The sequence below is a fragment of the Tannerella forsythia 92A2 genome (assembly GCF_000238215.1).
Lineage (GTDB): Bacteria > Bacteroidota > Bacteroidia > Bacteroidales > Tannerellaceae > Tannerella > Tannerella forsythia.
On the sequence record NC_016610.1, the window covers coordinates 1,659,101 to 1,678,852 of the forward strand.

32 protein-coding genes are annotated in these 19,752 nt (G+C 46.1%); 27 read left to right on the plus strand and 5 right to left on the minus strand.

The features are described from left to right. Positions 1 to 2: 2 nt before the first annotated feature. From rplB to rplQ, 26 genes are all read left to right on the plus strand, one after another. Entirely contained in the window at positions 3 to 827 is an 825-nt protein-coding gene (gene rplB / locus BFO_RS06760; RefSeq protein ID WP_014224898.1) for a 50S ribosomal protein L2, read from the plus strand. A 19-nt stretch (positions 828 to 846) separates the two neighbouring features. Then, entirely contained in the window at positions 847 to 1,113 is a 267-nt protein-coding gene (gene rpsS, locus BFO_RS06765) for a 30S ribosomal protein S19 (protein ID WP_014224899.1), read from the plus strand. 22 nt (positions 1,114 to 1,135) lie between these two features. Beyond that, positions 1,136 to 1,567 (plus strand): 50S ribosomal protein L22, encoded by a 432-nt coding sequence (gene rplV, locus BFO_RS06770; protein WP_014224901.1) that lies wholly within the window; start codon positions 1,136 to 1,138, stop codon positions 1,565 to 1,567. Between the two features lie 6 nt (positions 1,568 to 1,573). Continuing rightward, entirely contained in the window at positions 1,574 to 2,347 is a 774-nt protein-coding gene (gene rpsC, locus BFO_RS06775; RefSeq protein ID WP_014224902.1) for a 30S ribosomal protein S3, read from the plus strand. Between the two features lie 22 nt (positions 2,348 to 2,369). After that, entirely contained in the window at positions 2,370 to 2,804 is a 435-nt protein-coding gene (gene rplP / locus BFO_RS06780; protein WP_014224903.1) for a 50S ribosomal protein L16, read from the plus strand. A gap of 5 nt (positions 2,805 to 2,809) precedes the next feature. Then, on the plus strand, positions 2,810 to 3,007 hold the full coding sequence (gene rpmC / locus BFO_RS06785; protein WP_014224904.1) for a 50S ribosomal protein L29: 198 nt from the start codon (positions 2,810 to 2,812) through the stop codon (positions 3,005 to 3,007). 14 nt (positions 3,008 to 3,021) lie between these two features. After that, positions 3,022 to 3,279 carry a 30S ribosomal protein S17 gene (rpsQ, locus tag BFO_RS06790; RefSeq protein ID WP_041591185.1) on the plus strand — a complete coding sequence of 86 codons (258 nt, stop codon included), beginning with the start codon at positions 3,022 to 3,024 and terminating at the stop codon, positions 3,277 to 3,279. A 1-nt stretch (position 3,280) separates the two neighbouring features. Next, positions 3,281 to 3,646 carry a 50S ribosomal protein L14 gene (rplN, locus tag BFO_RS06795; RefSeq protein ID WP_014224906.1) on the plus strand — a complete coding sequence of 122 codons (366 nt, stop codon included), beginning with the start codon at positions 3,281 to 3,283 and terminating at the stop codon, positions 3,644 to 3,646. A 19-nt stretch (positions 3,647 to 3,665) separates the two neighbouring features. Beyond that, a complete protein-coding gene (gene rplX, locus BFO_RS06800) occupies positions 3,666 to 3,983 on the plus strand; it encodes a 50S ribosomal protein L24 (RefSeq protein WP_014224907.1) in 318 nt (105 codons plus the stop codon). Beyond that, positions 3,983 to 4,540: a 50S ribosomal protein L5 gene (gene rplE / locus BFO_RS06805; RefSeq protein ID WP_041590748.1), complete on the plus strand. Its 558-nt coding sequence runs from the start codon at positions 3,983 to 3,985 to the stop codon at positions 4,538 to 4,540. Before rplX ends, rplE begins: the two co-directional genes overlap by 1 nt. Before the next feature lie 3 nt (positions 4,541 to 4,543). Continuing rightward, positions 4,544 to 4,813, plus strand: a complete 270-nt coding sequence (gene rpsN, locus BFO_RS06810; RefSeq protein WP_014224909.1) for a 30S ribosomal protein S14 — start codon at positions 4,544 to 4,546, stop codon at positions 4,811 to 4,813. Between the two features lie 70 nt (positions 4,814 to 4,883). Then, the gene (gene rpsH / locus BFO_RS06815) at positions 4,884 to 5,279 is read left to right on the plus strand and encodes a 30S ribosomal protein S8 (protein ID WP_014224910.1); all 396 of its coding nucleotides are present in this window, start codon (positions 4,884 to 4,886) and stop codon (positions 5,277 to 5,279) included. A gap of 19 nt (positions 5,280 to 5,298) precedes the next feature. Further along, positions 5,299 to 5,850, plus strand: a complete 552-nt coding sequence (rplF, locus tag BFO_RS06820; RefSeq protein ID WP_041590749.1) for a 50S ribosomal protein L6 — start codon at positions 5,299 to 5,301, stop codon at positions 5,848 to 5,850. A 24-nt stretch (positions 5,851 to 5,874) separates the two neighbouring features. Further along, positions 5,875 to 6,219 (plus strand): 50S ribosomal protein L18, encoded by a 345-nt coding sequence (rplR, locus tag BFO_RS06825; RefSeq protein WP_014224912.1) that lies wholly within the window; start codon positions 5,875 to 5,877, stop codon positions 6,217 to 6,219. 5 nt (positions 6,220 to 6,224) lie between these two features. Next, positions 6,225 to 6,740, plus strand: coding sequence for a 30S ribosomal protein S5 (rpsE, locus tag BFO_RS06830; protein WP_014224913.1), 516 nt, complete (start codon positions 6,225 to 6,227; stop codon positions 6,738 to 6,740). A gap of 17 nt (positions 6,741 to 6,757) precedes the next feature. After that, on the plus strand, positions 6,758 to 6,934 hold the full coding sequence (gene rpmD, locus BFO_RS14940) for a 50S ribosomal protein L30 (protein WP_014224914.1): 177 nt from the start codon (positions 6,758 to 6,760) through the stop codon (positions 6,932 to 6,934). Between the two features lie 52 nt (positions 6,935 to 6,986). Further along, positions 6,987 to 7,457, plus strand: coding sequence for a 50S ribosomal protein L15 (gene rplO / locus BFO_RS06835; protein WP_014224915.1), 471 nt, complete (start codon positions 6,987 to 6,989; stop codon positions 7,455 to 7,457). Positions 7,458 to 7,459: 2 nt separating this feature from the next. Then, positions 7,460 to 8,800, plus strand: a complete 1,341-nt coding sequence (secY, locus tag BFO_RS06840) for a preprotein translocase subunit SecY (protein WP_014224916.1) — start codon at positions 7,460 to 7,462, stop codon at positions 8,798 to 8,800. A gap of 2 nt (positions 8,801 to 8,802) precedes the next feature. Further along, entirely contained in the window at positions 8,803 to 9,585 is a 783-nt protein-coding gene (gene map / locus BFO_RS06845; protein WP_014224917.1) for a type I methionyl aminopeptidase, read from the plus strand. Positions 9,586 to 9,588: 3 nt separating this feature from the next. Further along, entirely contained in the window at positions 9,589 to 9,807 is a 219-nt protein-coding gene (infA, locus tag BFO_RS06850) for a translation initiation factor IF-1 (RefSeq protein ID WP_014224918.1), read from the plus strand. A 25-nt stretch (positions 9,808 to 9,832) separates the two neighbouring features. Continuing rightward, positions 9,833 to 9,949 carry a type B 50S ribosomal protein L36 gene (gene ykgO / locus BFO_RS14945; RefSeq protein ID WP_014224919.1) on the plus strand — a complete coding sequence of 39 codons (117 nt, stop codon included), beginning with the start codon at positions 9,833 to 9,835 and terminating at the stop codon, positions 9,947 to 9,949. Positions 9,950 to 9,984: 35 nt separating this feature from the next. Further along, entirely contained in the window at positions 9,985 to 10,365 is a 381-nt protein-coding gene (rpsM, locus tag BFO_RS06855; protein WP_014224920.1) for a 30S ribosomal protein S13, read from the plus strand. A gap of 9 nt (positions 10,366 to 10,374) precedes the next feature. Beyond that, positions 10,375 to 10,764, plus strand: a complete 390-nt coding sequence (gene rpsK, locus BFO_RS06860) for a 30S ribosomal protein S11 (RefSeq protein WP_014224921.1) — start codon at positions 10,375 to 10,377, stop codon at positions 10,762 to 10,764. A 114-nt stretch (positions 10,765 to 10,878) separates the two neighbouring features. Then, positions 10,879 to 11,484, plus strand: coding sequence for a 30S ribosomal protein S4 (gene rpsD, locus BFO_RS06865; protein WP_014224922.1), 606 nt, complete (start codon positions 10,879 to 10,881; stop codon positions 11,482 to 11,484). A gap of 7 nt (positions 11,485 to 11,491) precedes the next feature. Then, on the plus strand, positions 11,492 to 12,484 hold the full coding sequence (locus BFO_RS06870; protein ID WP_014224923.1) for a DNA-directed RNA polymerase subunit alpha: 993 nt from the start codon (positions 11,492 to 11,494) through the stop codon (positions 12,482 to 12,484). Between the two features lie 6 nt (positions 12,485 to 12,490). After that, positions 12,491 to 12,970: a 50S ribosomal protein L17 gene (gene rplQ, locus BFO_RS06875; RefSeq protein ID WP_014224924.1), complete on the plus strand. Its 480-nt coding sequence runs from the start codon at positions 12,491 to 12,493 to the stop codon at positions 12,968 to 12,970. A 136-nt stretch (positions 12,971 to 13,106) separates the two neighbouring features. Here the strand turns inward: rplQ and BFO_RS06880 are convergent, their stop codons facing one another. The 5 genes from BFO_RS06880 to hemW form a co-directional block, all read right to left on the minus strand. Further along, positions 13,107 to 13,880: an ABC transporter ATP-binding protein gene (locus BFO_RS06880; protein ID WP_014224925.1), complete on the minus strand. Its 774-nt coding sequence runs from the start codon at positions 13,878 to 13,880 to the stop codon at positions 13,107 to 13,109. Continuing rightward, complete coding sequence (locus BFO_RS06885; protein ID WP_014224926.1) at positions 13,880 to 14,623, minus strand: MlaE family ABC transporter permease; 744 nt, start codon at positions 14,621 to 14,623, stop codon at positions 13,880 to 13,882. Before BFO_RS06885 ends, BFO_RS06880 begins: the two co-directional genes overlap by 1 nt. 314 nt (positions 14,624 to 14,937) lie before the next feature. Then, entirely contained in the window at positions 14,938 to 15,093 is a 156-nt protein-coding gene (locus BFO_RS15845; protein ID WP_167536503.1) for a hypothetical protein, read from the minus strand. After that, positions 15,086 to 15,661, minus strand: coding sequence for an AAA family ATPase (locus BFO_RS06890; RefSeq protein ID WP_014224928.1), 576 nt, complete (start codon positions 15,659 to 15,661; stop codon positions 15,086 to 15,088). Before BFO_RS06890 ends, BFO_RS15845 begins: the two co-directional genes overlap by 8 nt. Positions 15,662 to 15,790: 129 nt before the next feature. Continuing rightward, positions 15,791 to 16,915 carry a radical SAM family heme chaperone HemW gene (hemW, locus tag BFO_RS06895; RefSeq protein ID WP_041591186.1) on the minus strand — a complete coding sequence of 375 codons (1,125 nt, stop codon included), beginning with the start codon at positions 16,913 to 16,915 and terminating at the stop codon, positions 15,791 to 15,793. 195 nt (positions 16,916 to 17,110) lie between these two features. Between hemW and BFO_RS06900 the strand changes: the two genes are divergently transcribed. Beyond that, complete coding sequence (locus BFO_RS06900; protein ID WP_014224931.1) at positions 17,111 to 19,267, plus strand: elongation factor G; 2,157 nt, start codon at positions 17,111 to 17,113, stop codon at positions 19,265 to 19,267. The last annotated feature ends 485 nt before the right edge of the window (positions 19,268 to 19,752 follow it).

Sequence of the window (19,752 nt, forward strand, 5' to 3'; positions counted from 1 at the left end):
AGATGGGAATACGTAAATTGAAGCCCACATCGCCGGGGCAAAGACACAAAATTATCGGTGCATTTGATAAAATCACTGCAAGTACACCGGAGAAGTCTCTCGTAGTCGGAAAGAAGAGAACAGGTGGCCGTAACAATACCGGAAAAATGACGATGCGTTATATCGGTGGCGGCCACAAGCGTCGTTTTCGTTTTATTGACTTCAAGAGAAGCAAAGATGGCATTCCTGCAACCGTGAAGTCGATTGAGTACGATCCCAACCGGACGTCTCGTATCGCATTGTTGTATTATGCTGACGGAGAAAAGAGTTACATCGTTGCTCCGAATGGTTTGGAAGTAGGCCAGACAGTGATGTCCGGAAAGGATGCAACGCCGGAAGTCGGCAATGCTTTGCCGATGCAGAGCATCCCTGTCGGTACGATTATTCATAACATAGAACTTCGTCCGGGACAAGGAGCGAAATTGGTTCGTTCGGCCGGTGCATTTGCTCAGTTGACATCGAAAGAAGGGGACTATGCCATCATCAAGATGCCTTCGGGCGAAACCCGTAAGATATTGTCGGCATGTAAAGCGACCGTAGGTAGCGTAGGCAATTCGGACCATGCACTCGAGAAATCCGGGAAAGCGGGACGCTCGAGATGGCTCGGCCGTCGTCCGCACAACCGTGGTGTCGTGATGAACCCGGTAGACCACCCGATGGGAGGTGGTGAAGGACGCGCCTCCGGAGGTCTTCCCCGTTCTCGTAAGGGCTTATATGCTAAGGGCATGAAGACGAGAGCGCCGAAGAAACCGTCTTCCAAGTATATCATTGAAAGAAGAAAGAAGTAAAATGATTAATTGAAAAACTATGAGTCGTTCGTTAAAAAAAGGTCCATATATCAATGTGAAATTGGAAAAGAAAGTCCTGGCGATGAATGAGTCGGGTAAGAAGACGGTGATAAAGACATGGGCAAGAGCGTCCATGATATCTCCGGACTTTGTAGGGCATACGATTGCCGTGCATAATGGGAACAAATTTATTCCCGTATTCATCACCGAGAATATGGTGGGTCACAAGCTGGGAGAATTTTCACCGACGCGTATATTCCGTGGCCATGCTGGAAACAAGAAGTAAGAAAATGAAAAAAATAAAATAAATGGGCAGAAGAAAGAAAATATCAGCAGAAGCCAGAAAGGAAGCCTTGAAAAGTGTTTCTTTTGCGAAATTGCGCAACGTGCCGAGTTCACCGCGCAAAATGCGTCTGGTCGTCGATATGATTCGCGGCATGGAGGTGTTTAGGGCGCTGGGAGTCTTGAGATTCTCCAATAAAGACGCAGCTACACCGGTAGAGAAATTGCTTCGTTCGGCGATTGCCAATTGGGAGCAGAAGAATGAGCGGAAAGCAGAAAGCGGAGAGTTGTTCGTTACGTCCGTCCATGTGGATGGAGCAGCAACGCTCAAGCGTATGCGTCCGGCCCCGCAGGGAAGGGGATATCGGATCCGTAAGCGTTCGAACCATGTGACCTTGTTTGTCGATACGAGAAATGTAGAGGCAGATGCAAACAATAACAAAGAAAGTCAAAATTAAGAACAGATGGGACAGAAAGTAAATCCGATTAGTAATCGTTTGGGAATCATTCGTGGATGGGATTCGAACTGGTACGGTGGAAAGAGTTACGGTGACACTTTGCTGGAAGACAGTAAAATTCGCAACTACTTGAATGCCCGTCTGGCTAAAGCAAGCGTTTCGCGCATCGTGATCGAACGTACGTTAAAGCTGATCACCATTACGGTGTGTACGTCGCGTCCGGGGATCATCATCGGAAAAGCCGGTTCGGAAGTTGACAAGCTCAAAGAAGAATTGAAGAAGATTACCGATAAGGAGGTTCAGATCAATATTTTTGAGATTAAACGTCCGGAATTGGACGCCGTGATTGTCGCCAATAATATTGCGCGTCAGCTGGAAGGAAAAATCGCTTACCGTCGTGCCGTGAAGATGGCTATTGCTTCGACCATGCGGATGGGAGCGGAAGGTATAAAAGTGCAGGTTTCGGGACGTTTGAATGGCGCTGAGATGGCGCGTTCCGAAATGTATAAGGAAGGACGTACTCCTCTCCATACATTCCGTGCCGATATTGATTATGCACTGGCAGAAGCGCTGACAAAAGTCGGTCTGATAGGAATAAAGGTTTGGATTTGCCGTGGTGAAGTATACGGTAAAAAAGATTTGTCTCCTTCATTTACAGTTTCGAAAGACTTCAGTCGTCGGGGCGGGGAAGGCAGTATGGGACGCGGTGATCGTGGGGATCGCGGCGGAAAACCGTTCAAACGCAGAAGAGAGAGAGACAAAGAAAAAGCCAATCGTTAAATTATTTAACAGTTAGAGAACTATGTTACAACCAAAGAAAACAAAGTTTAGAAGATCCCAAAAGGGGCGCGCCAAAGGCAACGCCCAGCGGGGAAATCAGTTGGCTTTCGGTTCGTTTGGAATCAAATCGTTAGGTACGAAATGGATCACAGGCCGGCAGATTGAGGCCGCCCGTATTGCCGTTACGCGTTATATGCAACGTCAAGGACAAGTGTGGGTACGTATATTCCCGGACAAGCCGATCACGAAAAAGCCGTTGGATGTACGTATGGGAAAAGGAAAAGGTAATCCTGAAGGATTTGTAGCGCCTGTTACGCCGGGACGTATGATTTTTGAAGTGGAAGGTGTACCGTTTCATATCGCGAAGGAAGCGTTGCGTTTAGCCGCACAGAAGCTTCCGGTAACAACCAAATTCGTGGTGCGCTATGACTATGATATGCAAAATGAAACCGTGTAAATGTTATGAAGATTAAAGAAGTAAGAGAATTAAGTACCAAAGAATTGGTTGAAAGAATGGACGCGGAAATGTCGTCTTTGGATCAGAAGCAGATTAATCATAGCATTTCGCCGTTGGATAATCCTGCTGCAATGAAAGAGCAACGCCGGACGATTGCACGTCTGAAAACAGTGCTGCGCCAACGTGAATTGAATAACGAATAATCATGAAGCCTGATATGGAAACGAGAAATTTAAGAAAGGAAAGAACGGGCGTGGTATTCAGCAACAAGATGGATAAAAGCATCACCGTTGCCGTAAAATGGAAGGAAAAACATCCGATTTACGGAAAATTCGTGAACAAGACGAAGAAATATCATGCGCATGACGAGAAGAATGAATGTAACGTGGGGGACACGGTAAAGATTATGGAGACACGCCCTTTGAGCAAGACGAAAAGATGGCGTTTGGTACAGATTATAGAAAGGGCTAAGTAAGATGATACAGCAAGAAACAAGATTAGTAGTAGCGGACAATAGCGGAGCGAAGGAAGCGCTGTGTATCCGTGTGTTAGGTGGTACGCGCAAGCGTTATGCCACGGTAGGCGATATCATTGTCGTAGCAGTAAAAGGCGTCATTCCTTCGAGTGATATGAAGAAAGGCGCCGTATCGAAAGCGGTTGTTGTACGGACAAAGAAAGAGATTCGTCGTCAGGACGGTTCTTATATCCGTTTCGATGATAATGCTTGTGTATTGTTGAATCAGGCGGGAGAAATCCGGGGAAGCCGTATTTTTGGCCCGGTTGCTCGTGAGTTACGTGCGACCAATATGAAAATCGTTTCATTGGCACCGGAAGTACTTTAATCGGTAAAAAGGTATTGTGATGAGTAAGTTACATATAAAGAAAGGCGATATCGTCTACGTAAACGCCGGAGAAGATAAAGGAAAAACAGGGCGCGTCCTGGAAATGCTTGTAAAAGAAAAACGTGCCATTGTGGAAGGGGTTAATATGGTGACGAAGCATACGAAACCCAATGCCCGAAATCCGCAAGGCGGACGGGAAACCAAGGAGGCATCGGTTCATATCTCGAACCTTAATCCGTTGGACCCCAAAACGGGAAAACCGACCCGCGTGGGACGCAAAGAAGTGAAAGGGAAGTTAGTGCGTTATGCTAAAAGATCAGGAGAGGAGATTAAATGATGGGTACGATAGCAACAGTAAAGCAAGATTACAGAGACCGGATTATACCGACGTTGAAGAAAGAGTTTAGCTACACGTCTGTGATGCAGGTTCCTGTGCTGAAGAAAATTGTAATCAATCAGGGACTGGGAATGGCAACGGCAGATAAGAAGATTATTGACGTGGCTATAGACGAGTTGACGAATATTACCGGTCAGAAAGCCGTCGCTACCTATTCGAAGAAAGACATCTCCAACTTCAAACTGCGTAAAAAAATGCCGATCGGAGTCATGGTTACTTTGCGTCATGAGCGTATGTATGAGTTTTTGGAACGTCTGGTACGTGTAGCATTGCCTCGTATTCGCGACTTCAAAGGTATTGAAAGCAAGCTCGACGGCCGGGGTAATTATACGCTCGGCATTCAGGAGCAAATTATTTTCCCGGAAATAAATATTGATAATATTACGAAAATATTGGGAATGAATATTACCTTTGTGACTTCCGCAAAAACGGATGAAGAGGGATTTGCTCTTCTGCGCGAGTTCGGACTGCCCTTCAAGAATGTAAAAAAGAATTGAGATATGGCAAAAGAATCAATGAAAGCCCGCGAAGTAAAACGGGCAAAGCTGGTAGCGAAATATGCGGCTAAACGATTGCAGTTGAAGAAAGAAGGCAACTATGAAGCGTTGCAGTCCATTCCTAAAAATGCATCGCCGGTGCGTTTGCATAACCGTTGCAAGATGACGGGACGTCCGAAAGGATATATGCGTCAGTTCGGTATTTCGCGTATTCAGTTTCGTGAGATGGCTTCCAACGGCCTTATTCCCGGAGTGAAAAAGGCAAGCTGGTAAAAGTAAAAAACATGTGAGTGTTGAGTGTTAAATATTGTCCGGATGGTCCGGATCAATTTAATGAAATAATATGACAGATCCTATAGCAGATTATTTAACAAGATTGCGCAATGCAATCAAGGCGCAGCACCGTGTAGTAGAGGTGCCGGCGTCGAATTTGAAAAAAGAAATCACCAAGATTCTTTTTGACAAAGGTTACATTCTTAACTTTAAGTTTGTAGACGAAGGCGTGCAGGGAACGATTAAGATCGCCTTGAAATATGACGCCGTGAATAAGGTTAATGCGATTAAGAAATTAGAACGCATATCGTCTCCGGGTCTTCGCCGGTATGTAGGTTACCGCGAGATGCCGAGAGTACTGAACGGTCTTGGAATTGCAATTCTTTCTACCTCTAAAGGTGTGATGACAAATAAGGAAGCCGGTGAGTTAAAAATCGGTGGTGAAGTATTGTGTTACGTTTATTAAAATTAGGAGGAGGATAGCGATGTCAAGAATTGGAAAATTACCTGTTCACATACCAAGTGGTGTGACCGTTACAGTGAAAGATAACATGGTCACTGTAAAAGGACCGAAAGGAGAACTTACACAGAAAGTGAATCCCGAGATCAAAGTGTCTGTGGAAGGCGGGATATTAAAGGTTGAAAGACCAACGGATGAAAAAGAGCACCGTGCTTTGCATGGCCTCTATCGTTCTTTGATCCACAATATGGTTGTAGGGGTATCCGAAGGATATAAAAAGGAGCTTGTGCTGGTCGGTGTCGGCTACCGTGTTGCGAATACCGGTCAGTTGCTGGACCTTTCGTTAGGCTATACGCACAATATCTACCTTCAGTTACCTGACGAAGTGAAAGTAGAGACAAAGTCGGAGCGTAATCAGAGTCCGCTCATTATTTTAGAGTCGGCCGATAAACAGTTGCTCGGACAGATCTGTGCAAAGATTCGCTCGTTCCGTAAGCCTGAGCCTTATAAAGGAAAAGGTATTAAGTTCGCGGGCGAAGTGATTCGAAGAAAATCAGGCAAATCTGCATCTAAGTAAGTGATGAAATAGGAGATAGACTATATGGCAACGAAAGAAACAAGAAGATTAAGGATCAAACAAAGCATACGGAATAAAGTATCAGGCACCTCGGAATGTCCGCGTCTGACCGTGTTCAGAAGCAACAAGCAGATTTACGCGCAGGTAATCGATGATACGACCGGAAAGACGCTGGCTGCCGCTTCGTCTTTGAAGCTGGCGGACAAAGCTCCGAAGAAGGAAATCGCTGCAAAAGTCGGCGAAGTGATTGCAAAGAATGCACAGGAAGCCGGTGTACAGGCCGTGGTGTTCGACCGTAACGGATACCTGTATCATGGGAGAGTGAAAGAATTAGCCGATGCTGCACGGAAAGGCGGCCTTAAATTTTAAGAAAGATGGCAATAAATAATAGAGTAAAATCGACGAACGATTTAGAACTGAAAGATCGCCTGGTGGCGATTAATCGTGTGACGAAAGTGACGAAGGGCGGACGTACATTCAGTTTTGCCGCCATCGTCGTAGTCGGAAATGAAAATGGTATTGTCGGATGGGGCTTGGGAAAAGCCAGTGAAGTAACGACCGCAATTTCGAAAGGTACGGAGTCGGCCAAAAAGAACTTGGTTCGTATTCCCATTCATAAGGGTACGATTCCTCATGAACAAGCGGCAAAGTTTGGCGGAGCCGAAGTGTTGATCAAGCCGGCTACCCTCGGTACCGGCGTGAAAGCCGGAGGTGCTATGCGCGCTGTTTTGGAAAGCGTCGGCATTACGGACGTGTTGGCTAAATCCAAAGGATCGTCCAACCCCCATAACTTGGTCAAAGCGACGATCGCCGCGTTGAGTGAACTGAGAAGTCCGGCCATGGTGGCGCAAAACAGAAACGTGCCGGTTGAAAAAGTATTTAAAGGATAAAGAAGGAGGAAGTTCGAATGGCAACAATTAAAATAAAACAAGTAAGAAGCAGAATTAAATGCCCGAAAGTTCAGAAAAGAACCTTGGATGCATTGGGCCTGAGAAAAATGAATCGTGTGGTTGAACATGAAGATACTCCTTCGATCCGGGGAATGGTAGAGGTCGTGAAACATTTAGTTTCCGTTGAAAAATAATAATCGAAGGGCGCTTTTATAGAAAGGTGCCCGGTAAAAAATAGAAATTGATATGAATTTATCTAATTTGAAACCGGCCGCAGGTTCGGTGAAAACCAGAAAACGTATCGGTCGCGGTCCGGGTTCGGGCCGGGGAGGTACTTCGACAAGAGGCCACAAAGGGGCTAAATCACGCTCGGGTTACAAACACAAAGTGGGATTCGAAGGCGGACAGATGCCTATTCAACGGCGTTTGCCGAAGTTCGGCTTTAAGAATATCAATCGCGTAACCTACAAAGCCATTAATCTTTCGACTCTGCAGGAGCTTGCCGAAACCAAAAGTCTGAACAAGATCGGGCTGGAAGAGCTGCGGAGCGCCGGCTTTGTTTCTGCCTCACAATTAGTCAAAGTACTTGCCAAAGGTGCCTTGTCCGCAAAAGTCGATGTCCAAGCACATGCTTTCTCGAAAAAGGCGGAAGAAGCCATTGTGGCAGCCGGCGGTACGGTTTCCAAACTGGGTGACGACGCCGAAAAAGCGGAATAATTATGAGAGCAATTGAGACAATTAAAAATATCTGGAAGATAGAGGATTTGCGGAAACGCATCCTGATAACGCTTTTATTGGTGCTGATTTACCGCTTCGGCACATACATCGTACTTCCCGGTATCGATCCGAAAGACTTGACCGCATTGGGCGAACAAACGCGCGGTGGATTGATGGCACTTTTGGATATGTTCTCGGGAGGAGCTTTCTCGAATGCGTCAATTTTTGCCTTGGGAATCATGCCTTATATCTCAGCTTCGATTGTGATGCAGTTGGCAGCCATTGTGATTCCTTCGTTCCAGAAGATGCAGCGTGAAGGAGAGAGCGGACGGAAAAAGATCAATCAATGGACGCGTTATCTGACCGTGATCGTGTTGATTCTGCAAGGATCGGCTTATTTGGTAAACTTAAACGTACAACTTAGAAGTGCAGGGGCGGCGATGCCTACCGACTGGTGGTTTAAAGTTTCTTCAACCATCATCATGGCGGGAGGAAGTATGTTTGTCCTTTGGCTGGGTGAGCGTATCACCGACAAAGGGATTGGCAATGGTATTTCTTTTATCATTTTGATCGGGATCATTGCGCGTCTGCCTCATTCGCTCTTCGAAGAATTTACATCACGAGTAACGGAGAAATCCGGAGGTTTGGTAATGTTTCTCTTTGAAATTTTATTCCTGCTTCTGGTGATGGCCGGTGCGATTCTGTTAGTACAGGGAACGCGTAAAGTCGTTGTTCAGTATGCGAAACGCATCATCGGAAATAAACAGTATGGCGGGGCACGTCAGTATATTCCGTTGAAGGTGAATGCTGCGAACGTGATGCCGATTATCTTTGCTCAAGCGATTATGTTTATTCCGATTTCGCTTGCGGGATTTTCCAATACGGGCGAGAACAGCACTTTCATGCGGGCATTTATGGATAATACGGGATTTTGGTACAACTTTGTCTTTGCTTTATTGATTATCGCATTTACGTATTTTTATACGGCCATTACGATTAATCCGACTCAAATGGCAGACGACCTGAAGCGTAATAACGGATTTATTCCGGGGGTAAAACCGGGAAAGGCGACGAAAGAATTTCTGGATGAGATTATGAGTCGGATCACGCTTCCGGGCGCGATTTTCCTTGCCGTCGTCGCCATTATGCCGGCTTTTGCACGGATTCTGGGGATTAGTCAAGGTTTTGCACAATTCTTCGGCGGTACCTCATTGTTGATTTTGGTCGGTGTCGTATTGGATACTTTGCAGCAAATAGAAAGTCATCTCTTGATGCGTCATTATGATGGTTTGTTGAAATCTGGACGAATCAAAGGACGCACCGGGTCCATAGCCGCATATTAACGATGATCTATCTGAAGACGGATGAAGAGATAGAATGGATGCGCGCCGCGAATCAATTGGTGGGAAAGACCCTGGGCGAATTAGCGAAACATATTGTGCCAGGGGTGACTACCCTCCGGTTAGATAAGATTGCCGAAACGTTCATACGCGATCATGGGGCGGAACCTGCTTTTCTGGGATACGGAGGTTTCCCGAATTCGATTTGCACGTCGATTAATGAGCATGTTGTGCATGGAATCCCTTCGGATAAAGATATTTTGAAAGAGGGAGATATCATTTCAATCGATTGTGGAACGAAACTGAACGGCTTCGTGGGGGACTCGGCGTACACGTTTTGTGTCGGGGACGTCGCTGAAGATGTCCGAAAGTTGTTGCGTACGACGAAAGAAGCATTGTACAAAGGGATAGAGCAAGCCCGTGTCGGAAATCGGGTCGGCGACATCAGCAGTGCGGTGCAGACCTATTGCGAGAAGCAAAACTATTCGGTTGTACGTGAACTGGTGGGGCATGGATGCGGACGGAAGATGCATGAGGAGCCCGAAGTGCCCAATTACGGGCGTCGCGGTTGCGGACCGGTACTGAAGAGCGGGATGTGCATTTGCATCGAGCCGATGATCAATCAGGGCAGTAAACACGTTGTGTTTGAGTCGGACGGCTGGACGGTACGGACGAAAGACAGAAAATGTTCGGCGCACTTTGAGCATTGTATTGCCATACGTCCCGAAGGGCCGATGATTCTCTCATCATTCGAATATTTGGAGGAGATAGTAGGAAAAGAAATATAATATATGGCTAAACAAGCTGCAATAGAACAGGACGGAGTGATCGTGGAGGCATTGTCGAATGCCATGTTTCGGGTCGAACTGGAGAATGGGCATGAGATCACGGCGCATATATCGGGGAAGATGCGGATGCATTATATCAAGATACTTCCCGGCGATAAGGTGCGCGTAGAAATGTCGCCTTATGATTTGTCGAAAGGTCGGATATCATTCCGCTATAAATGAGAAAAACTAATAATGAGATAGAACGATGAAAGTAAGAACATCTTTAAAGAAACGGACGCCCGACTGCAAGATTGTACGCCGGAAGGGGCGTTTATATGTGATTAACAAGAAGAACCCCAAGTTCAAGGTACGTCAGGGGTAGTAGTAAACTGCAAATAAACTAAACATCTAAATAATATGGCGATAAGAATAGTTGGTGTGGACTTGCCACAAGACAAGAGAGGGGAAATCGCATTGACCTATATCTTCGGTATCGGTCGTAGCGCTTCCAACTCGATTTTAGCAAAAGCGGGCGTTGATAAGAATATCAAGGTCAAGGATTGGACGGATGATCAGGCGGCCAAGATCCGTGAGGTCATCGGAGAAGGATATAAGGTAGAAGGTGATCTTCGCTCGGAAGTGCAGTTGAACATCAAGCGCCTGATGGATATCGGTTGCTATCGTGGGATACGTCACCGTATCGGTCTGCCGTTGCGTGGTCAGAGTACGAAAAACAATGCCCGTACGCGTAAGGGTAGGAAGAAGACAGTTGCAAACAAGAAAAAAGCTACAAAATAATCAGTAAAGATGGCAAAGAAAACAGTCGCAGCAAAAAAGAGAAAAGTGAAAGTCGAAGCGTATGGTCAAGCCCATATCCATTCTTCTTTCAACAACATTATTGTGTCGCTCACCAATAATGATGGTCAGGTAATCAGTTGGTCGTCGGCCGGTAAGATGGGCTTTCGCAGTTCGAAGAAGAACACGCCCTATGCCGCCCAGATGGCTGCTCAGGATTGCGCCAAGGTGGCGTATGATTTAGGCCTGCGCAAAGTAAAAGTGTATATCAAAGGGCCGGGTAACGGTCGTGAATCGGCCATTCGTACCATTCACGGAGCCGGTATTGAAGTGTCGGAAATCATCGATGTGACGCCGCTGCCGCACAATGGCTGCCGTCCGCCCAAAAGAAGAAAAGTATAATTAACAGATCCGGCGAATCCCCGAAGAAGTGATTAGATTGCACTATTCACCCTCTCTGCAATCGCGGCTGCACGATTCCGGGATTCCGAAGAACGATTAAAAATAAAGAATAAAATGGCAAGATATACAGGTCCAAAAACAAAAATTGCCCGTAAGTTTGGCGAAGCAATATTCGGTGCGGATAAAGTCCTTTCGAAAAAGAACTATCCTCCCGGACAACACGGGAACAACCGCAGACGTAAAACGTCTGAGTATGGCGTGCAGTTGCGTGAAAAGCAAAAAGCAAAATATACGTACGGCGTACTTGAGAAACAGTTCCGGAACATGTTTGAAAAGGCCTCCCGTTCGAAAGGAATCACCGGTGAGGTATTGTTGCAGTTGCTCGAAAGCCGACTCGACAATGTCGTGTTCCGCCTCGGACTCGCTCCGACGCGCGACGCTGCCCGTCAGCTCGTATCGCATCGTCATATCGTCGTCGACGGTAAAGTCGTGAATATCCCGTCATACAGTGTGAAGCCCGGTCAGATTATCGGGGTACGCGAAAAATCGAAATCGCTCGAAGTGATCAGCGAAGCCCTCTCCGGATTTAATCATAGTAAATATCCTTGGATTGAGTGGGAACAAAGTGCCATGAACGGGAAGTTCCTTCATTTGCCCGAACGTGCGGATATTCCTGAAAATATCAAGGAGCAGCTGATTGTCGAATTATACTCTAAATAATGATCCTATGGCGATATTGGCATTTCAGAAACCTGATAAAATCTTGATGTTGGAGGCGAATAACTTCTTCGGGAAGTTTGAATTTCGCCCACTGGAACCGGGTTATGGTATTACCATCGGTAATGCGTTGCGCCGTATTCTCTTATCTTCGCTGGAAGGTTACGCCTTCTCGTCCGTGAAAATCGAAGGAGTGGATCATGAATTTGCAACCATTCCGGGGGTGATGGAAGATGTAACAAACATCATCCTGAATCTGAAACAGGTGCGCTTTAAATGCATCGCCGAAGAAATGGAAGAGCTACCCAAGGTCGTTTTGAATGTGGCCAATACGGAGGTGCTGAAAGCCGGCGATCTGAAGCCTGCAGGTTTCGAAATCCTCAATCCCGAATTGGAAATTTGTCATTTGGATCCGAAAACTTCGTTCCAGATGGAGTTGACAATGAACAAGGGACGCGGTTATGTGCTGGCCGAGGAGAATGCGGACCCGGCCAACCCCGATGTACAGGTGATAGCCATCGATTCCGTTTATACGCCGATACACAATGTGAAATATACGGTGGAGAACTTTCGTGTGGAACAGAAGACCGACTATGAGAAGCTTCTGCTTGAGATCACCACAGACGGTTCGATTCATCCTAAAGAAGCGTTGAAAGAAGCGGCTAAAATCCTGATTCAACACTTTATGCTCTTCTCTGACGATAAGATTGCCGTGGAAACGATGGATGTTGATGGAAACGAAGAATTTGACGAAGACATTTTGCACATGCGTCAACTGCTCAAGACGAGACTGATTGACATGAATCTCTCCGTTCGCGCATTAAATTGCCTCAAGGCGGCCGATGTGGATACGGTGGGTGAGTTGGTGCAGTTCAACAAGAACGACTTGTTGAAGTTTCGCAATTTCGGGAAGAAATCGCTCACTGAATTGGACGAATTGTTGGAGAATCTGAACCTCTCCTTCGGAATGGATATTTCAAAATATAAATTAGATAAAGAGTAAAAAACGATGAGACACAATAAGAAAGTAAATCATTTGGGACGTACGAAGGCGCATCGTGAAGCGATGTTTGCCAACATGGCATCGTCACTGATTAAACATAAACGTATCTTTACCACTACGGCCAAAGCCAAAGCATTACGCAAATACGTAGAGCCGCTGATCACGAAGTCGAAGGAGGTAACGGATCATTCACAGCGTGTCGTATTTGCTTCGTTGCAGGACAAATATGCGGTGAAAATCCTTTTTACCGAAATATCGCCGAAGGTGATGGAGCGTCCGGGCGGATATACCCGTATCATTAAGACGGGTACACGTGCCGGCGACAATGCCGCCATGTGCTTTATCGAATTGGTCGACTTCAACGAAAACATGTTGACGACTAAGACGAGGAAGACGGCAGCCAAGACCCGCCGTTCGCGCAAAAAGAGCGCCAGCGATGCGACAGTGGTAGCCGAAACCCCGGCCGAAGAAAAAGCGGTAGAGTAATCTATACATACACATAACAGTAAAGAGAAAATGCAGGATTTCGCGTAAGGCACGCGGGAACCTGCGTTTTTTTTGCGTTGTATGAAAGGGAGGGCGTTTTTTTTTGAGGTGTGCAGGGGAAAGAGAGTATCGGAATTTATCCTTCGCGCAGTTGCTGCTCTTCCAGCTCACTGGCTTTGCGCAGCAGATCGGAAGCAAAGATAAAATCGTTCAGCGCTTTATTGTTCGATGAAACGACCTGTTCTTTGGTACCCTGCCACTCTTTCACCCCTTCCTTGATAAAGACGATGTTCTCGCCCATGTTCATGACCGAATTCATGTCGTGCGTATTGATGATCGTCGTCATATTGTATTCTTTTGTGATACTATGAATCAGATTATCAATAACTAACGAGGTTCTTGGGTCGAGGCCGGAGTTCGGTTCGTCGCAGAGCAGGTATTGGGGTTGCAGCGCGATGGCGCGGGCGATGGCCGCGCGTTTCATCATCCCTCCGCTGATTTCGGAGGGATAGAGGTCGCATGCTTCGGAAAGATTCACGCGTTCGAGACAGAACCTGGCGCGTTTCTCACGTTCACGGGCCGTTTCTTTCGAGAACATATCGAGCGGAAACATTACATTTTCGAGCACGGTCATGCTGTCGAAGAGCGCTGAACCTTGGAAGAGTACGCCCGTTTCACGGCGTAGCAGGTTCAACTCCGTTTTGCCCATCCGGACGATGTTACGACCGTCATATAAGACTTCACCTTCGTCCGGATGAATCAGCCCGATGATGCTTTTGAGCATAACGGTTTTGCCCGATCCGCTGCGTCCGATGATGAGGTTGGTTTTTCCTGTTTCGAAGACGGCATTGATGTCGTTGAGGACGGTGCGTCCGTCGAAAGCTTTTGTCAGGTTCTTGATTTCGATCATCAGGTAAGCATGATTTGGGTTAAGACTACGTCGGCCAGCAGGATCAGGATGCTGCTGATGACGATGGCATTCGTACTGGCTTTACCGACTTCGAGCGAGCCGCCTTTCAGGTTATAGCCGAAAAAGGAGGCGACTGAGGAGATGATGAAAGCATAGAAGACCGACTTGATCATTGAATAGGTGATGTAGAACGGGTTGAAGAAATATTGTAACCCGAACTCGAACGATGAGGGGGTCATCCCATCTACGATATAGCTGGCGAACATACCACCGAAGATACCGGTCGTCATGCTGAATATCACGAGTACGGGGATAAAGAGCATCATCCCCGTGATTTTTGGCATGATCAGGAAGTTGGCCGAATTGATACCCATAATTTCCATGGCATCGATTTGTTCGGTCACCCGCATGGTTCCGATTTCGGAAGCGATGTTACTGCCTACCTTCCCGGCCAGAATCAAACACATGATCGACGACGAAAATTCAAGCAGGATGATTTCGCGCGTCGTATATCCGATGGTAAATTTAGGGATTAGTGGCGAAGTGATGTTCAGCGAGATCTGTATGGCGATAACCGTCCCGATAAAGACGGAGATGATGACGACGATCCAGATCGAATCGACGCCGAGCTTATAGATTTCACGCATCAATTGCTTAAAGAACATGCTCCATCGTGTCGGGATGGTGAACACTTTATTCATCAGCAAGACATACTCGCCCAATTGCTGCAATGCTTTGATCATGCGCTTTATGTTCTGTTTTTTGTTCGCGGTGCAAAGGTATGATTTTAATTGCTAAAACCCAAGCGGGGTGTCGTATGGCTTCGGCGCGGGGAATTATATTATACATTCTTTAGTACAGGGATAAAAGCAAACACGCAAAGACGATGGGGGAGGGCTACATCGTTTTGCGACAATCAAAGCGATAAGAAAGAATAAAAAATGTATTCGTTACGTCACGCGGTATATAGGATACAATGTATATAAATAGTCTTTTGTTGATTATTGAGATGGCGGACCTTTCTTCTCCCTTTCAAAGAGAAAAAGGGACAGTCGTCTTACAAATCAACGGCTTTCACACGAAATATCTGACCGTTGCGAGCAAAAACCAATTCTCCGTTTTCCTCTTTTCTCTTCTTGACTAAACGTTGAAATGCCAAACTGGCTCCTTTTACGACGTTTTCTTCAAATTTGCTCAACTCTCGTTCATTCATACGTTTCTAATTTATTATAAACAACAGTATTGTAAATTTCTTTCTTTCCATTTTTAAAGCCTTTTGCAATGACTTCCATGGGAGATAACGAATTGTCGGTAATCATCCAATAATCGCAGATCGGGATATATAACTGAAAAAGATTCTGAATACCAGCCACGTAGCGCCTTCGCACCGTGCTTTCTGTCACATTATGCCCTCCTGCCATGACCCGGTTGCGTACCCGCTCCACTGCCAAATCAGGCGTGTTCAGCCAGAAATAAAGCAAAGTCACATAATATCCTTTCTCCTGTGCATTTTGCAACAGTCTGGCAATCGAACGACTGGCCAATGTCGTCTCTAATGCAAAAGTCTTGTTAGCCGATATCAATTCCCTGATCCTCTTATACATAATCCGGCTCGCTTCTACGGCGACGGCAATACTGTCGGCGTTGAAAGGAGATAGTCCTTTCGCGATTTCATCGGAATTGACAAACTCCTTACAGCCCAGCATTTCCGGCAAGATGGTATATGAAGCCGTTGTTTTTCCTGCCCCATTACATCCGGATATGATATATAAGTACGGCACAACTTTTAATGGTTACTTGAGGCAAAGGTATGTAATCTTTTTGTAACAACCATGCTTTTTTAAGAAAAATGACAATAAAGGCAAAAAAAAATCGTTTTTCTAACCGAATCGGATGCTTTCCTTCGTTTTTTAAATCATCAGATCGCATATGATTCCGTCGGAAGTAAAAAACGTCTCTTCGGGAATACGTATGGTGTTTCCGGTTTGTTGGAGTTTTCCGCATTGGAGATAAGGTTGCGCCCGCTCATCAAAATAGCGTACATAATCCTTTCCGAATGCGTCTTGCAAGCAGGATATCTCAACTCCCCACATGGTACGCAAGGCTGTCATGACATATTCGTTATAACGCATGGGTACCGTTGGAAATTCCTGCTCGAAATAAGATCGATTGTGTAACAATGCGTTGCAATACTGAGGCAAAGAGGCTACATTCCATTGCCGGGAAGAACCGTCGTATGAATGGGCAGAAGGTCCTACGCCCAGATATTTTTTACCCATCCAATACGATGTGTTATGTTTGGAAAAACAGCCAGGAAAACAAAAGTTGGAAATTTCATAATGTACATATCCTGCCTCTTTCGCTTTTTCCGTCAGTATGGAGTATAGAAGTGCACTCGTATCTTCGTCGACCGGACAAACAGCGCCTTTTTTCATGGCTCGGTACAAGGGAGTACCTTCTTCATAGCTGAGATGATAGGCGGAGAAATGAGGAACACCCAGCCCGAACGCCTCTTCAAGGTTCAATTCCCATGCCTCGGTGGTTTGCCCGGGCAAACCATACATAAGATCAATACTGATATTTGTCAGTCCTGTCTTCCGGCAACGGTGTACGGTGTCAATGGCCTTCTGGCGATCATGCCGACGGTTCAATTGACATAAGTCGCTGTTACTAAAACTCTGCACACCGAGGCTGATGCGGTTAAACGGTAACATACGAATCGACCTCAGATACGCTTCGGTCAGATCGTCAGGATTGGCCTCAAAAGTCACTTCACGACATGTGGACAGATCGAAATGGAACTCGATAGCGTTGAAAATACGTGCAAAATCATCGGCCGCCAATCGAGAAGGCGTACCTCCCCCGAAATAAATCGTTTCGATCGATTCCCCCCGTACATAGCCGGCTCTCTCTCCCAGCTCACGCACAACGGATTCGACATAAGTGTCTTTATACGTATGATTCGTCTGCGAGTAAAAATCGCAGTAAGCACATCGTTGGGCGCAAAAAGGGACATGAATATAAATTCCAGCCATTCCGTTTATGGATAAAAAGTGTGTAAAGATACTGTTTTTCAGGAAAACAAAAGGTTTGTGTTGCAGAATAATGTTTTTAAACATGGTTTTTTTTGCCGGCAGGTTCGGGAACAATGTCTATTTTGCGACCATTTAAAAACAGACGGGAAAGTCATTTCTAAATTATCTTGCGTCAATTATTAAAAGAACAATAATATGAAAGTTTATCAAACAAATGAAATCAAGAACATCTCCATTTTGGGAAGTTCCGGTTCGGGGAAAACCACTCTCGCTGAAGCGATGCTTTACGAGGGTGGGGTTATAAAACGCCGCGGCACAGTGGAGGCCGGCAATACGGTGTGTGATTATTTTCCGGTAGAGAAAGACTATGGGTACTCTGTCTTTTCAACCGTTTTCAGTGTGGAATGGAACGGCTTGAAATTGAACTTTATCGATTGTCCGGGGGCTGACGACTTCATCGGCGGGGCCGTATCAGCTCTGAACGTGACAGATACAGCCTTGATGGTCATCAATGCACAATACGGGGTAGAGGTAGGTACGGTCAACCAGTTCCGTTATACGGAAGAATTTCATAAGCCTGTGATTTTTGTGGTCAATCAGTTGGATAATGACAAGGCGGACTTTGATAATACGGTCGCACAACTGAAAGAAAACTATGGAACAAAAGCTGTTCAGATACAGTATCCGGTACAATGTGGAGCTGCATTTAATGCGGTGGTCGATGTGCTGAAGATGAAAATGTATCGTTGGAAGCCTGAAGGAGGCGTACCTGAAGTATTGGAGATTCCGGCCGAGGAAGCGGAAAAGGCTACAGAATTGCATAAAATTCTCGTCGAAGCCGCGGCAGAGCACGACGACTCCCTGATGGAGAAATTCTTTGAAGAAGGAACGCTTTCGGAGGATGATATGCGCGCGGGTATTCGCGCAGGGCTTGTCTCGCGAGGCATGTTCCCGATCTTCTGCGTATGTGCCGGAAAGGACATGTGCGTACGTCGGACATTGGAATTTCTGGGCAATGTGGTGCCGTGCACGGATAAGATGCCGCGCCTCGTAACGACGGAAGGCGTTGAAGTCACTCCGAGCACATCGGGTCCAACAAGCCTCTTCTTTTTTAAGACGACGGTAGAACCACACATCGGACAGGTATCGTATTTCAAAGTCGTTTCGGGAAAAGTGAAGGTCGGAGATGATCTCACCAATGCCGATCGCGGATCGAAAGAGCGTATTGCTCAGCTCTTTGTCGTAGACGGACAGATGCGTAACGAAGTAATGGAGATGGAAGCCGGCGATATTGGCACAACCGTAAAATTGAAAGATGTACGTCGCGGTAATACCCTTAACGGGAAAGGCTGTGAGTATCGGTTTGACTTTATTAAATATCCGGAACCCAAATACCGCCGTGCCATTAAACCGGCGAACGAAGCGGATGCGGAAAAACTGAGTGAAATCCTGGCTCGGATGCACGAAGAAGACCCGACATGGCTCGTTGAATTGTCGAAAGAGTTGAAGCAAACGATTATTTCAGGCCAGGGAGAATTCCATCTGCGCACACTTAAATGGCGCATTGAGAATAATGACAAGCTGGCTGTCGAATATATTGAACCTAAAATACCTTATCGTGAAACGATTACAAAGGCAGCACGCGCCGACTACCGGCACAAAAAACAGTCGGGCGGAGCAGGACAGTTCGGTGAAGTACACTTAATCATCGAACCGTACTATGAAGGCATGCCGGCGCCTGCAATTTATCGCTTCGGCGGACAGGAATACCGCATGAATGTACGGGATACGCAGGTTTATGACCTTGAATGGGGCGGCAAGCTGGTATTTGTGAACTGCATCGTCGGAGGTGCCATTGACGCCCGTTTTCTTCCTGCCATTCTGAAAGGTATCATGGGACGCATGGAACAGGGCCCCCTAACCGGGTCGTATGCGCGTGACGTGCGGGTTTGTGTTTATGACGGGAAAATGCATCCGGTAGACAGTAATGAAATATCGTTCATGCTCGCAGGGCGTAACGCATTCAGTACGGCGTTTAAAGATGCCGGTCCGAAGATTTTGGAACCCATCTACGATGTGGAAGTATTTGTACCGGGCGATTATATGGGCGATGTGATGAGCGACCTGCAGGGACGTCGTGCGCTGATTATGGGCATGAACAGCGAGAAAGGATATGAAAAACTCATGGCTAAGGTACCATTGAAAGAAATGGCAAGCTACTCGACCTCCCTCAGTTCAATCACCGGAGGGAGGGCTTCTTTCACCATGAAGTTTGCCGGCTATGAACTTGTACCGTCTGAAGTACAGGAGAAATTGCTGAAAGAGTATGAGACAACACAAGAAGATGAATAACAACGAATCATAGTTGCTTTTGTTTTTTGTTTAAATGTATTAAAGAAAAGCCCCCTCTGTGACGGATGGGGGCTTTTTATGTGCATGCTGCTGTGCGTACGCATTTCTAAAAGTTGCTCCTTCCTCTGGGTATTGGGAGGATTTCTTGCGTAGTCGATTGTTTTTGTTCAAGTAAGACGCTTTTAATTCGTATCGATAACAATAGTTTGAATGCTTTAATACCCTGTTTTAGAATTTTACATGTCAAATTATGGATGAGAAAAAGTGATTTTTTGTTTGTCCAAACATTTTTTTTACCTTTCCTCTAAAACGTATTTTGTGAGTTTGCTTAGATTGCTGCTCAATCCCTCCCAAATTCGGTTGTTTGGGTGACTATAACACACGACTGTTGGCTCCGTGACGGTCGGTGTGTCTCGGAGATTGCGAATACTAAGTAGTCGCTCCTTAATATTTGCTTAATATTTTGTGATTCAACAAAATAATAT